Here is a 13420-nt window from a genome sequence, read left to right as displayed (position 1 = left end):
AACTCTCCTCGATTCAGGCCGCGCGCAGGCGGGTTTTCACGGAGGTGGTCAGCGAATCGGCCGCGACCTCGCCGAGCGGCACGTGCTCGGCGCCCAGGTGCGTGGCGAGTTCGGCGGCCAGGCCAAGGCGCATCCGCCCGGTTTCGCAGTCCATCACCACGGCGGTGGTCCCGGCGAGCAGTCCCGCCGCGGCGTGCGCCCGGCGCACCGCCTCCGGCCCGCTGGTGGCCCGGCCGTCGGTGACCACCACCAGCAGCGGACGGCGGCGCGGATCGCGCAGCGCCTCCACCCGCAGCACCCTGGCCGCTTCGAGCAGGCCCTCGGCGAGCGGGGTCCGTCCGCCCGTCGGCAGCGTCTCCAGCCGGGCGGCCGCCGCCTCCACGCTGATCGTGGGTGGCAGGGCCAGTTCGGCCGCGGCGGCCCGGAACGTGATCAGGCCGACCTTGTCCCGGCGCTGGTAGGCGTCGAGCAGCAGGGACAACACGGCGGCCTTCACCTCGCGCATGCGCGCGCGGGCTCCCATCGAGCCGGAAGCGTCCACACAGAACAGGACGAGGTTTCCCTCGTTGCCCTCCCGCAGCGCGTACCGGAGATCCTGCTTGCGCAGCACCAGTCCCGCCCCGCGGCGGCCGCGCGTGTGCTGGTGCGGGGCGGCCGCCCGGACCGTCGCGACCAGATGCGGCCCGCCCTCTCGTGAACCGGGGGGCCGCACTCCCACCGTCCGCCCGGACTCGGTGACCGCACGGGACCGGCGGCCGCGCTCGCCCGTGCCGACCCCGGCGACCTGGAACAGCCTCGCACGGTAGGGCTTCCCGGCCCCGGTGGTCTGCCGCTCGCCGGAACCGTTACCGGGGGCACCCTGGCCACCGCTCGCGTCGGTCTCGCCGCTGCCCGAAGGTGCCGGACCGTCGTTTTCGGACGGTGCGGGCGAGCCCGGTCCTCCTCCGTCGTCGTCCGGGCCGGGGTCCTCCGGTGGCTCGGCGTCGCGCAGGGCCTGTTCGAGCTGCTCCTCGTCGATTCCGGGCGCGTCGAACGGGTTGCGGCGGCGCCGGTGCGGCAGCGCGAGCCGCGCCGCCACCCGGATGTCCTCTGTGGACACCTCGGTGCGGCCGGACCATGCGGCGTGCGCCACCGCGGTGCGCGCGGTGACGATGTCGGCCCGCATACCGTCCACGTCGAAGGAAGCGCACACCTCGGCGATCTGCCGCAGCGCGTCGTCGGGGAGCGCGACCGAGGGCAGCAGTTCCTGTGCCGACTGGATTTCCCGCGCCAGCTCGGCATCCGAAGCGGCGTAGCGCGCCGCGAACTCCTCGGGGTCCGCGTCGTAGGCCAGCCGCCGCCGCACCACCTCGGCGCGCTGTTCCGGGTCGCGACTGGAGGCCACCTCCACGGTGAGGCCGAACCGGTCGAGCAGCTGCGGTCGCAGCTCGCCCTCCTCCGGGTTCATCGTGCCGATCAGCACGAACCGGGCCGCGTGGGAGACCGAAACCCCTTCCCGCTCCACCGTCGCGCGGCCCATCGCCGCCGCGTCCAGCAGCGTGTCGACCAGGTGGTCGTGCAGGAGGTTGACCTCGTCGACGTAGAGCAGGCCGCGATGCGCCGCGGCCAGCAGGCCGGGCTGGTAGTCGGTGACGCCCTCGGCCAGCGCTCGCTCCAGGTCCAGCGAGCCGACGACGCGGTCCTCGGCGGCGCCGACCGGCAGTTCGACCAGCCGGGCGGGACGACGGGTGCGCGGGGCGTCCACGGCATGCGGACCGTCTGGGCAGGCGGGGTCGGGCGATCCGGGCGCGCAGGAGAACCGGCAGCCCTCGAGCACCTCGACCGGCGGCAGCAAGCCGGCCAGCGCGCGGACCATGGTGGACTTCGCGGTGCCCTTCTCGCCGCGGACGAGCACCCCGCCGATCGCGGGCGAGATCGCCGAAAGCACCAGTGCCAACCGGAGATCGGCCATCCCGACCACTGCGGTGAACGGATACGGCCGCATGCGACTCCTCCGGCTCAAGCGGGTTTCCGCGCCCGCTAATCCTGGCCAGCGCATCCCCGGACGGGGTGCGCGACGGGCGCCGGAGCTCTGGCTCCCGGTCGGCGTGCCGACCGGTCACAGTGGCGGGACCGCCCCGGGTTCGCACCGGGTTCCGCGACGACCGTCCGGGGCATCATCGCATACCGTCTGGGCTCGTGACGATTGTCGTGGTGGGCGTCCCGGCGGAGGGCTGGACCGGGCTGGGCGAGCGGGCGAGGAACGAACTCGCGGACTGCGAAGTGCTGTTCGGCAGTGCGCGCCAGCTCGACCTGATCCCCCTTGACCTGCCCAAACATCCGTGGCCGAGCCCGCTGCTTCCCGCGCTCGGCGAACTGCTCGCCGGGCACGGCGGACGGCGGATCGGGGTACTCGCCAGCGGGGACCCGCTGCTGTCGGGGATCGGCACCACGCTGGTGAAGCGGTTCGGCCAGGACGTGACGATCATCCCGGCGGTGTCTTCGGTCACGCTGGCCCGGGCCCGGCTCGGCTGGTCCGCCGAGGAGACCGAAGTGATCAGCGTGGTGGGCCGTGACGTCCATCGCGTCGCGCGGACGCTCGCGCCGGGGGCGCGGCTGCTCGTGCTCAGCTCCGACGCGAACAGCCCGGCCCGCATCGCCGGTCTGCTGACCGAACTCGGTTTCGGCGACAGCAGGCTGATCGTGCTCGAACAGCTCGGTGCCGTGGCGGAACGCCGGGTCGAAGGTCTCGCCCGGACCTGGGACCAGGTCAGCGATCCGCTGAACATCGTGGCCGTCGAATGCGCGGGCGGCCCGGCGCTTCCGGTGCTCCCCGGCCTGCCGGACGACGCCTTCGAGCACGACGGCCAGCTCACCAAGCGGGACCTGCGCGCGCTGGCACTGGCGCGGCTGGCCCCGCTGCCGGGCCAGCTGCTGTGGGACGTCGGTGCGGGAGCGGGCAGCGTGGCGATCGAGTGGTCGAGGGCGCACCCGGCCAACCGCGCCATCGCCGTCGAACGCGACCCCGGGCGGGCGGCGCGGATCACGCGCAACGCCGAACGGCTCGGCGTGCCCGAACTCCGGGTCGTCACCGGTGCGGCTCCCGAGGCGCTGGCGGACCTGCCCCGGCCCGACGCGGTGTTCGTCGGCGGTGGCCTGCGGGCCTGGCGGCCCTGCTGGGAGGCGCTCGCCCCGGGCGGGCGCCTCGTCGCGCACGCGGTGACGCTCGAATCGGAACAGACCCTGGCCCAGGCCTACGCCGCGACGGGCGGCGAGCTGATCCGCGTCGCGGTGGAGCACGCGGCCCCGCTCGGCGGCTTCACCGGCTGGACCCCCGCCCGCACCCTCACCCAATGGAGCAACACGAAATGACCGTGCACTTCATCGGCGCCGGCCCCGGTGCCGCCGACCTGATCACCGTGCGCGGGCGGGATCTGCTCGCCCGCTGCCCGGTGTGCCTGTACCCGGGCAGCCTCACCCCGCCCGACCTGCTGGCGCACTGCCCGCCAGGGGCCCGGCTGGTCGACACCGCGGACCTCACCCTGGAGGAGATCACCGCCGAACTGGTCGCGGCGCACCAGGCTGGGCACGAGGTGGCGCGGCTGTGCTCGGGCGACCCGTCGATCTACAGTGCCGTCGCCGAGCAGATGCGCCGCCTCGACGCGGCGGGCGTGCCCTACGACGTGGTGCCCGGTGTCCCGGCCTTCGCGGCGGCGGCCGCCACGCTCGGCCGCGAACTGACCGTGCCGACCGTCGGGCAGAGCCTGGTCATCACGCGCGTGCAGGCGCGTTCCACCGCGATGCCGCCCGGCGAGACCCTGGCGACCTTCGCCGCCAGCGGCACCACGCTCGCCGTGCACCTGGCGATCAACCGGATCGAGCAGGTCGTCTCCGAACTCGTCCCGCACTACGGCGCCGACTGCCCCGCCGCCGTCGTCGCCCGCGCCAGCCAGCCGGAACAGCAGGTGCTGCGCGGCACCCTCGGCGGCCTCGCCGAGCAGGTCCGGACCGCCGGGATCACCCGCGCCGCGGTGATCTTCGTGGGCCCCGTGCTGGCCGCGGAAACCTTCCCGGACAGCTTCCTCTACTCGGCCTCCCGCCCCCGGCACCCCTGACCCGCGACCGTGCCGTGACGCCCCGGGGTGTTTGAGCGGGGCCTCTTTGCTTCGAATCATTCGCAGCAAACAGGCCCCGCTGCCCAACTTAAGACGGAGGGGGCTCACCCGGCGCGGCCGACGATGGTGCCGGCGCGGTCGACGACCACGACGTCCACCTCGATCGGGGCGCCGGCGAGTACCTCGGCCGCCACCGCGCGGGCGCGCTCGGCGACCAGGTCGCCGAGGGGCACCCCGGCGGCCTGGGCCAGTTCCAGGGCGTGCAGGGCCGTGTTCGCCGACGCGATCGAGGAGGCGAGCGGTTCCGGGACGAGCGAGGCGAGCAGGCGAAGGTCCACCTGCGACCGCTTCGAATGCAGGTCGAGATGCCCCGCCGCGAGCTTCGAGAACTTCGCGAACCCGCCGCCGAGGGTCAGCCGGGGCACCGGATGCCGCTTCAGGTACTTCAGCACCGCCCCGGCGAAGTCGCCCATGTCGAGCAGGGCGGTTTCCGGCAGTCCGTACAACTCGGCGACGACGTGTTCCGAGGTGCTGCCGGTCGCGCCCGCGACGTGCCGGTGCCCCAGCGCCCGCGCCACGTCCACCCCGCGCCGGATGCTGTCGATCCACGCCGAACACGAATACGGCACGACCACGCCCGTGGTGCCCAGGATGGACAGTCCGCCGACGATCCCGAGCCGCGGGTTCCAGGTCTGCCGGGCGATCTCCTCGCCGTCGGGGATGGAGATCTCCACCACGACGTCACCGGTGCCGCCGTGCTCAGCGGCGACCCGCCGCACCGCCTCGGTCATCAGCCGCCGCGGCACCGGGTTGATCGCGGGCTCCCCGACGGCCAGTGGCAGGCCCGGCAACGTCACCGTGCCCACGCCCTCACCGGCCCGGAAGGTGACCCCGCTGCCGGGTTCGCCCGGCGACACGGTGGCGAGGACGAGCGCGCCGTGCGTGACGTCGGGATCGTCCCCGGCGTCCTTGATCACCCCGGCGGTCGCCCTGCCCGGTTCGAGGCGTTCCGTCGCCAGCGCGAAGGCCGGGCGGCGGTCCTTGGGGAGCAGCACCTCGACGGGATCGGGGAACTCCCCGGTGAGCAGCGCCGTGTACGCGGCCGTCGTCGCCGCCGTCGCACATGCCCCCGTCGTCCACCCGTACCGCACAACGAGCGAGTATGGCCGGTGTGCGAACCGTTCTCGTGCTCGGAGGTACCGCGGAGGCCCGCGCGCTGGCCGCCGGGCTGCTCGAGCGTGGCGTTTCCGTGGTGTCTTCGCTGGCCGGACGCGTGGCGAACCCGAAACTGCCGGCAGGTGAGGTCCGGATCGGCGGCTTCGGCGGGCCGGACGGGCTCGCCGCGTGGCTCACCGGCCACGACGTCGCGGCCGTGGTCGACGCCACCCACCCCTTCGCCGAGCGGATCGGCGCCTCGGCGGCCGCCGCCACACGGACGGCGGGCGTGCCGCTGCTGCGGCTCCAGCGCCCCGGGTGGCGGCAGGGACCGGGCGACGACTGGCACTGGGTGGATTCGCTGGACGAGGCCGCGACCCTGGTCGAAGGGCTGGGCGAGCGCGTGTTCCTCACCAGCGGACGGCAGGGCCTGTCCGCCTTCGCCCGCTGCACCCGGCCGTGGTTCCTCGCGCGCTGCGTCGACCCACCCGCCCCTCCGCTGCCCCCGAAGATCGAGATCCTGCTCGACCGTGGCCCTTATCACGTGGCCGGGGAGACCGCACTGATCCGCGATCACCGGATCGACGTGCTGGTCACCAAGGACAGCGGCGGCACGATGACCACCGCGAAACTGGTCGCGGCGCGCGAATGCGGCATACCGGTGGTGGTGGTTCGCAGGCCCCGAAGGCCCGACACGCCCAAGGTGGAGGACGTGCCTTCGGCTCTGGAATGGGTATCGGCGATGCTGGGCGCATGACCGATGCCTTCTACGACGTCCTCATGCGGCGCCGGGACGTGCGCGCCGAGTTCACCGGCGCCCCCATCCCCGGCGACGTCCTGAACCGCGTGCTGACCGCCGCGCACGCCGCGCCGAGCGTCGGCCTGACCCAGCCGTGGGACTTCGTGCTGGTCTCGGACCACGACACCCGCTCCGCCTTCCGTGAGCACGTGCTGGCCGAGCGAGAGGTGTTCGCCCAGTCGCTGCCGGACGAGAAGAACGAGACCTTCGCCCGCATCAAGATCGAAGGCATTCTCGAGTCGAGCCTCGGCATCGTCGTCACCTACGACCCGGAACGCGGCTCACCCGCCGTGCTCGGCAGACACGCCATCGCCGACGCCGGGCTGTACTCGGTCTGCCTGGCGATCCAGAACCTGTGGCTGGCGGCGACCGCGGAGGAACTGGGCGTGGGGTGGGTGAGCTTCTACCGCGAGGAATTCCTGGCCCGGCTCGTCGGCCTGCCCGAAGGTGTCCGCCCGGTTGCCTGGCTGTGCGTCGGCCCGGTGACCCGGCTGCAGGAAACCCCGGATCTGGAGCGCCACGGCTGGCGCCGCCGCCGTCCCCTGTCCGCGGCGACCCATCTCGAACGCTTCGGCGAACTGAACACCGCTTCGCAGTGACCCGCACGGCAGTGCGGTAACGGTGCTGTGCGGCGGCTCACCGCAAGCGGCTCCGCCGCTTGGGCGCGCGAACTAGCAGCCGTGCATAATCCGTGACCGAAGAACCCCACCCAGCCCCGACTCACCTACGGGATAGCGTGCGTTCAATGTGGATGGCCAGCAGGACGTCGACTGTCGCCACCGACGAGGCGACGGACCCGGAGCACCGCGCCGGGCATGACCCGTCGGTCAGCCCCCCCACCCTGCTCTGGCGATGGCTCGCCATCGTGCTGGGGCTGGTCGCGGCGGGATGCGCACTCGCCTACCCGTTCCTGCCGGTGGTGCAGGACACGGCCGAGATCACCTGGCCGGTGGGCAGTGACACCCGGCCGGTGAACGCCCCCCTCACCGGGTACTGGGCGCAGGACCTCGAGATCACGCTGCCGTGCGGCACGATCCAGGCGCTCGCCGCCCGGCAGCCGGGCGGCGCGCTGCTGTTCTCGAGCATTCCCTCCGCCCGCACCGGCGACGGCGCGGGCGTGCAGCTGCGGATCGAACAGGGCGTGCTGAGCGCTTTCAACCGGGGTCAGCAGGTCGCCCGGCAGCCGCTTCCCGCGGCGGGGTGCGACGTGCAGTTCTCCTCCACCGGCAAGCACACCACGCTGAAGGTGGGGAACACCCCGGTGTACGACACCGGCGGCGACGTGCGGCCCCGCGTCGTCGGCATCTACACCGACATCACCTCGGCCAAGGACCCCATCGCCCGGCTGGCCGTGTCGATCACCCCGGACACCCGGTACCAGTCCTCGCCGACCGGCCTCAAGGTCGCCATCGGCGTGTTCGGCGTGCTGTCGCTGCTCGGCTGCCTCATCGCGGTGAACCGGCTCGACGCCGGGGGCGCGCGCCGCGCCCCGCGCTGGGCACCGGTGGGCTGGTGGAAGCTGTCCGGCCGGGACCTGACCGTGTTCGGCGTGCTGGGCCTGTGGGTGTTCATCGGGCCGGGCACCTCCGACGACGGCTACATCTTCACCATGGCCAGAGTCGCCGACCAGGTCGGCTACCTGACCAACTACCACCGCTGGTTCGGTGTGGCGGAGGCGCCGTTCGGCTGGAACGACCACATCTACGAGCTGATGGCCCAGGTGTCCACGGTGCCGCCGTGGATCCGGCTGCCCTCGTTCCTGCTGGCGGTCATCAGCTGGCTGCTGATCACCCGTGAGGTGCTGCCCCGCCTGGGCACCCAGGTGCGGCAGAGCCCCGCGGCGGGCTGGGCCGCGGCGATGGTGTTCCTGGTGTGGTGGCTGCCGTTCAACAACGGTGTCCGTCCCGAACCGTGGGCCGCGCTGGGCTCGCTGCTGGCGATCGCCGCGGTGGAGCGGTCGCTGGTGACGCGGCGCCTGCTGCCGCTGTGCCTCGGCCTGCTGGCCGCGGCGTTCGCGCTCGCCGCCACCCCGACCGCGCTGATCGCGGTCGCGCCGTTCCTGGTGGCCGCGCGGCCGCTGTTCCAGCTGCTGCGCAGCCGTGCCCGGCAGGGCGGCTGGCTCCCGGTGCTGGCGCCGATCGCCGCCGCCGGCTTCATCGTGCTCGTGGTCATGTTCGCGGACCAGACCTTCGCCACCGTGCTGGAGGCGACCCGCCTTCGCGGCCAGGTTGGCCCGAACGAACCGTGGTACGACGAGCTTTCCCGCTACGAGTTGCTGTTCGCCAACAGCGCCGACGGATCCATGACGCGCCGCTTCCCGGTGCTGCTGCTCATCCTGTGCACCGGCACCTCACTGGTGGTGCTGCTGCGCCGCGGCCGCATCCAGGGCGCGGCGCTCGGCCCCGCCCGTCGTCTCATCGGCACGGTCGCGCTGTTCTTCCTGCTGCTGGCGCTGACCCCGACCAAGTGGACGCACCACTTCGGCGCCTTCGCCGCGGTCGGCTCGGCCATGGCCGCGCTCACCGCGCTGGCGACCAGTTCCACCGTGCTGCGGTCCCGCCGCAACCGGGCCGCGTTCACCGCGGGCCTGCTGGTGGTGGCCGCGCTCGCCGCGACCGGGCCCAACGCCTACTGGTTCGTGTCCGGCCTCGGCGTGCCGTGGTTCGACAAGGCCCCGTCGGTCCACGGTTTCACCCTGTCCACCGTGCTGCTGTTCGCCGCGGCGGTGGCGGCGGTGTTCGCGTTCGTGGAGAACATCCGCGCCCAGCGGCCCGGCCTGCCGCCGCCGCTGCCGGAACGTCAGGGCCGCGCGCTGCGCCTCGGCGCGACCTCGCTGGTCGTGGTCTGCGGTCTGGTCGTGGCGTTCGAGTTCGCCAGCATGGGCAAGGCCCTCCAGAAGCAGTGGCACAGCTACAGCCTCGGCGCCGCGAACGTGGCGCACCTGTTCGGCAAGAGCTGCAACCTGTCCGACCACGTGATGGTCGAACAGGACCCGGTGTCCAGCGTGCTGAAGCCGGTCACGCTGCCCACCGCGCCGGTGCAGGGGGGGCCGGCGAACCTCGGTGGCATGTCGCCCGCCGGGGACACCAACGGTGACAACGTCGGGTTCCACTCCTCCCCGGCGGGAGGCAACGACCCGCTGAACGCGCCGCCGCACGGATTCACCACCAGCACCGTGCCGATGTGGAGCAGCTACCACGACAATCCCTCTTCGCCGATCGGACGGCTGCACACGGACTGGTACCGCCTGCCCGCCGAGCACACCGGCGCCCAGGTCGCGGTCGCGGTCGCGACGAAGGTCGGCAAGGCGACGACGGTGTCGCTGCAGTTCGGCATCCAGGGCCCGGACGGCGTGCAGATCGTCAGGACCGACCAGGTGGTCTCGTCCACCGTCGGCACCGACACGAGCAAGATGATCAACCCGGGCGACAACGGCAAGTGGACCGACGAGCGCATCCAGATCGGGGATCTGCCGCAGTCCGTCGGCTTCGTCCGGGTGGTGGCGGAGGACAACGACGTCACCGAGGACGGCTGGGTCGCGGTGAGCGCCCCCCGCGTGCCGACCTTCACCACGCTCACCGAACGCGTCGGCAACGCGCCGGTGTACATGGACTGGCCCGCGGCGTTCGTCTACCCGTGCATGAACCCGGTCGCCTCCCACGACGGGATCTCGAAGGTGCCCCAGTACCGGATCACCGCGGGCGACCTGGCGACGGAGGCCGACTGGGCCAACAGCGTCGGCGGCGGGCCGAACGGCTGGCTCGAAGAGGTCGCGAGCGAGCCGGAGGTGCCGAGCTACCTGCAGGGCTCGCCGAACACCTCCTGGGGCAAGCTGTTGCAGATCGAGCCGTACACCGAAGGCGCCGAACCGCACGTCGTGCACGGGGAGAAGACCGTGTGGGGCTGGTGGTCCCCGGGCCCCGGCCCGCAGCAGCCCAACGGCTCCACCCCCACCCGCTGACCCGGGCCGAAGCCGTGAAGGGTCCCTTCACAGTCGAATCGGCTGTGAAGGGACCCTTCACGGCAACGCCCGAAACGCCCGAACGGACTTTGTCAGGGCACTGGTAAAGAGGGCCGTGAGGGGTGTCCTCACGGCCCTCCGCTGCGGTCAGTAGGTCCGGGGGGTCCAGACCCGGCCATGGGTGACGCGGGTGCGGGACGAGCCGATGATCAGCAGGCACCGCATGTCCACGGTGGACGGATCCAGCTCGCCGAGCGTGGTCACCCGCACGTCCTCCTCCGGGCCGCCGACATCCCGCGCGACCACCACCGGGGTGCCCGCTTGCCGGTGGCGCAGCAGCACTTCCCGCGCCTTGGCGAGCTGTGTCGTGCGCGTACGGGACGCGGGGTTGTACAGCGCGAGCACCAGATCCGCCGCCCCGGCCGCGTCCAGGCGGCGCTCGACCACCTCCCACGGCTTGAGCCGGTCGGACAGCGACACCACGCAGTAGTCGTGCCCCAGCGGTGCCCCCACTCGGGAGGCGGCCGCCTGTGCCGCGGTCACCCCGGGCAGCACGCGCACGGGCACCGGCTCCTCCAGCAGCGAAGCCTGTTCCAGCACCGCCGAAGCCATCGCGAACACCCCCGGGTCCCCGGAGGACACGACGGCGACCTTCGCCCCGCCCTGCGCCAGGCTCAGCGCTTCCCGCGCCCGGTCCGCCTCCACCCGGTTTCCGGAGGCATGCCGCCGCTGCCCCGCCCGCTGCGGCACCTTCGCCAGGTACGGCCCGTACCCGACCAGATGTTCGGCCTCGGCGAGCGCCTCCGCCGCCTCCGGGGTGAGCCACTGCGGTCCCGCCGGGCCGAGCCCGACGACGACCACCTGCCCGCCGTCCACCGCCTCGCCGCGCGGCGCGGGCCGTTCCTCCGCGAGCCCGGACTTCCTCGCCGTGTAGGCCGGACTGGGCACCACGGCGAGGGAGAAATACGGCACCGTCTCCGGATCGACCTCCGCGAACGGCGCCACCCGCTGGTTCTGCCAGGTCGCGCGCTCGACGTAGTACGCGTCGTCGAGTTTGCCCGCCTCGGCCAGCGCCTCCCGCACCGAATCGAAGGTGCGGCCCAGTTTCAGCACGGCGGCCGCGTCCGTGTCGGCAAGGCGGCGGGCCAGTTCGGGCGCGGGCAGCGTGCCCGGCAGCAGGGTCAGCACCTCGTCGCGCTGCACCAGCGGCCTGCCGAGCACCGCCGACGCCGCGCTCACCGAGGTCACGCCCGGCACCGCCTCGGCCTCGTACCGGTCGGTGAGCCGCTCGTGCATGTACATGTAGGAACCGAAGAAGAACGGATCGCCCTCGCACAGCAGCACGACGTCCCGTCCCGCGTCGAGGTGCTCGGCGAGCCGCTTCGCACTCACCTCGTAGAACTCGGCGAGCGCACCTTCGTACCCGCCGGGATGGTCGGTGGTCTCGGTGGTGACCGGGTAGACCAGCGCCTCCTCGATCTGCCCCTCGCGCAGGTACGGCTCCGCCACCGAACGCGCGATGCTGCGCCCGTGGCGCGCGCTGTGGTAGGCGATCACCTCGGCCTCGCCGATCAGGCGTGCCGCCTTGACCGTCATCAACTCCGGGTCACCGGGACCGAGACCCACTCCCCAGAGCTTGCCCGTGCTCATTCGGCCTCACTCGCCAGCGCGTTGACCGCGGCGACCGCCATGGCGCTGCCGCCCCGCCTGCCGCGCACCACGAGGTACGGTGCGGGCGCCCGCTTCGCGAGTTCCTCTTTGGACTCCGCGGCGCCGACGAAACCGACCGGGACCCCGATGATCGCGGCGGGCACCCCCGCGCCCGCCTGCAGCATCTCCAGCAGGTGGAACAGCGCGGTGGGCGCGTTGCCGATCGCCACCACGGAACCGGCGAGCCGGTCGCGCCACAGCTCCAGCGCGGCCGCGGAACGGGTGGTGCCCAGCCGCTCGGCCAGCGCGGGCACCCGCTCGTCCGACAGCGTGCACAGCACCTCGTTCCCGGCGGGCAGTCGGCGGCGCGTGACCCCGCTGGCGATCATCTGGGCGTCGCACAGCACGGGCGCCCCCGCGGCCAGCGCGGCGCGCGCCGACTCCACCACGTCGAGCGAGTAGGCCAGATCGTCGACGAGATCGACCATGCCGCAGGCGTGGATCATGCGGACCGCGACCGGTTCCAGGTCCTCGGGAAGGATCGCGAGATCGGCTTCTTCCCGGATCGTGGCGAACGAGTGGCGGTAGATCTCCGCCCCGTCGCGGATGTAGTCGATCACCGTTGTCCCTTCTGTGCTGTTGCCGCGAAAAAGTCCGCAAGCCCTTCGACCGGCACGAAGGCGCCGTCGATGAGGTAACCGCCGTCGGCGGCGACCACGTCGGCCGCGCCGCGGGGCTTCCCGCACCGGCGCTCGCAGCCCGAGAAGTGCGCCGGGACGGCGCTGGTCGTACGGCGCGCGTCGGCCCGGACGTCGGCCCGTGACTTCGCGCAGCCGGGCAGCCCGATGCACGCGCTGACGCCCCGGTCGGTGGACAGGGCGAGCAGCGCCGGACCGAGCGCGGGGTCGTATCCGGGCACGACGACACTGCGCCACGGGGTCACCACGACCTCCGGCGCGGCTTCGGCAAGCGTGCGCAACCGCGCCGCGGACAGTTCGCCGAACAGCGGCACCAGGCACAGGCCCTGGCCCCCGTCGTCCCGCGCGAACGGGCCCGCGGGCAACGCTTTCCCTACTGGGAGCGCTTTCCCACCGCTGAAACCCGACAGCTCTCGCATGCGCCAGGCCGTACCCCGGATCTCGAGAAACCGCAGGGCTTCCCGCACCAGCGCGTCGACCGCCCCCGTCACCGGCACCCGTTCCCCGGGTTCGCCCGCCCGCAGCAGGATCCCGGCGTCGCCGTCCACGGCCTGCCAGCACAGGTCCGGTTCCTCCGCGGCCATGTCCCCGCGGCCGTCGTCGAGGGCGAACAGGAACCGGCCCGGCAGTCCGGCGAGTTCGGGCCGGGCGCACACCGCCGTGTCCAGCTCGCGAACCAGCGGCCGCACGTCGAGCAGTCCGCCCGCCAGTCCGCTCAGCGGCGAGGCGAGGTAGTTGCGGACGCGTTCGTGGGCGGGCGCGGGCAGCAGCCCGGCGGCGGCCAGCCGTCCGGCCAGGTCGCCGGTGTCCCGGGAGAGACCGCGGAACTGGATGTTGGCGCGCGAGGTCAGGTGCACCGAGCCGTCGCCGAGGTCCTCGGCGCAGGCGGCGAGGACGCCCAGTTGCACGGCGGAGACGCAGCCGCCGGGCAGGCGCACCCGCGCCAGAAAGCCGTCGGCCGCCTCGTGGGTGGCGAAAACGCCCGGGCACGCGTCCGGGCGAGCGCGTGCGGGGATGGCCATGGTCCTCACTGTAAGGGGCGGCCCTCGGAACAGCTCGCAGC

The 13420-nt window shown here is 73.1% G+C and carries 10 protein-coding genes and 1 riboswitch; of the genes, 5 read left to right on the top strand and 5 right to left on the bottom strand.

All coding sequences use genetic code 11. The annotated features are described in order from the left end of the window. Positions 1–13 precede the first annotated feature (13 nt). Positions 14–1984, bottom strand: a complete 1971-nt coding sequence (locus ORV05_RS04130; RefSeq protein ID WP_268757117.1) for a putative cobaltochelatase — start codon at positions 1982–1984, stop codon at positions 14–16. 84 nt (positions 1985–2068) lie between these two features. Beyond that, positions 2069–2136: riboswitch (cobalamin riboswitch) on the bottom strand. Between the two features lie 42 nt (positions 2137–2178). Between ORV05_RS04130 and cbiE the strand changes: the two genes are divergently transcribed. After that, complete coding sequence (gene cbiE / locus ORV05_RS04125; RefSeq protein WP_268757116.1) at positions 2179–3351, top strand: precorrin-6y C5,15-methyltransferase (decarboxylating) subunit CbiE; 1173 nt, start codon at positions 2179–2181, stop codon at positions 3349–3351. Next, entirely contained in the window at positions 3348–4094 is a 747-nt protein-coding gene (gene cobM, locus ORV05_RS04120; protein WP_268759692.1) for a precorrin-4 C(11)-methyltransferase, read from the top strand. Before cbiE ends, cobM begins: the two co-directional genes overlap by 4 nt. A gap of 104 nt (positions 4095–4198) precedes the next feature. Here the strand turns inward: cobM and ORV05_RS04115 are convergent, their stop codons facing one another. Next, entirely contained in the window at positions 4199–5245 is a 1047-nt protein-coding gene (locus ORV05_RS04115; RefSeq protein ID WP_268757115.1) for a cobalt-precorrin-5B (C(1))-methyltransferase, read from the bottom strand. A gap of 11 nt (positions 5246–5256) precedes the next feature. On the opposite strand from ORV05_RS04115, the gene ORV05_RS04110 reads away from it, so the two are divergent. From ORV05_RS04110 to ORV05_RS04100, 3 genes are all read left to right on the top strand, one after another. Further along, on the top strand, positions 5257–6006 hold the full coding sequence (locus ORV05_RS04110; protein ID WP_268757113.1) for a cobalt-precorrin-6A reductase: 750 nt from the start codon (positions 5257–5259) through the stop codon (positions 6004–6006). After that, positions 6003–6647, top strand: a complete 645-nt coding sequence (gene bluB / locus ORV05_RS04105; protein ID WP_268757112.1) for a 5,6-dimethylbenzimidazole synthase — start codon at positions 6003–6005, stop codon at positions 6645–6647. Before ORV05_RS04110 ends, bluB begins: the two co-directional genes overlap by 4 nt. A gap of 152 nt (positions 6648–6799) precedes the next feature. Continuing rightward, the gene (locus ORV05_RS04100; protein WP_268757111.1) at positions 6800–10009 is read left to right on the top strand and encodes an arabinosyltransferase domain-containing protein; all 3210 of its coding nucleotides are present in this window, start codon (positions 6800–6802) and stop codon (positions 10007–10009) included. A 147-nt stretch (positions 10010–10156) separates the two neighbouring features. Here ORV05_RS04100 and ORV05_RS04095 read toward each other — a convergent pair whose 3' ends face one another. The 3 genes from ORV05_RS04095 to ORV05_RS04085 are packed head-to-tail and all read right to left on the bottom strand — an operon-like array spanning position 10157 to position 13379. Next, complete coding sequence (locus ORV05_RS04095; RefSeq protein WP_268757110.1) at positions 10157–11659, bottom strand: precorrin-2 C(20)-methyltransferase; 1503 nt, start codon at positions 11657–11659, stop codon at positions 10157–10159. Next, complete coding sequence (locus ORV05_RS04090) at positions 11656–12279, bottom strand: precorrin-8X methylmutase (RefSeq protein WP_268757109.1); 624 nt, start codon at positions 12277–12279, stop codon at positions 11656–11658. Before ORV05_RS04090 ends, ORV05_RS04095 begins: the two co-directional genes overlap by 4 nt. Next, the gene (locus ORV05_RS04085) at positions 12276–13379 is read right to left on the bottom strand and encodes a precorrin-3B synthase (protein ID WP_268757108.1); all 1104 of its coding nucleotides are present in this window, start codon (positions 13377–13379) and stop codon (positions 12276–12278) included. The genes ORV05_RS04090 and ORV05_RS04085 overlap by 4 nt, the downstream gene beginning before the upstream one ends. Positions 13380–13420 lie beyond the last annotated feature (41 nt).

This window comes from Amycolatopsis cynarae, assembly GCF_026802195.1.
Classification (GTDB): domain Bacteria; phylum Actinomycetota; class Actinomycetes; order Mycobacteriales; family Pseudonocardiaceae; genus Amycolatopsis_E; species Amycolatopsis_E rhizosphaerae.
The sequence above is the reverse complement of the archived record's forward strand: the minus strand, read 5'-3'. Positions and strand labels throughout refer to the sequence as shown.

Coding starts and splice junctions, on each gene's coding strand:
- ORV05_RS04130 (WP_268757117.1), bottom strand. CDS start 1,984: ATGCGGCCGTATCCGTTCACCGCAGTGGTCGGGATGGCCGATCTCCGG.
- cobM (WP_268759692.1), top strand. CDS start 3,348: ATGACCGTGCACTTCATCGGCGCCGGCCCCGGTGCCGCCGACCTGATC.
- ORV05_RS04110 (WP_268757113.1), top strand. CDS start 5,257: ATGGCCGGTGTGCGAACCGTTCTCGTGCTCGGAGGTACCGCGGAGGCC.
- bluB (WP_268757112.1), top strand. CDS start 6,003: ATGACCGATGCCTTCTACGACGTCCTCATGCGGCGCCGGGACGTGCGC.
- ORV05_RS04100 (WP_268757111.1), top strand. CDS start 6,800: ATGGCCAGCAGGACGTCGACTGTCGCCACCGACGAGGCGACGGACCCG.
- ORV05_RS04095 (WP_268757110.1), bottom strand. CDS start 11,659: ATGAGCACGGGCAAGCTCTGGGGAGTGGGTCTCGGTCCCGGTGACCCG.
- ORV05_RS04085 (WP_268757108.1), bottom strand. CDS start 13,379: ATGGCCATCCCCGCACGCGCTCGCCCGGACGCGTGCCCGGGCGTTTTC.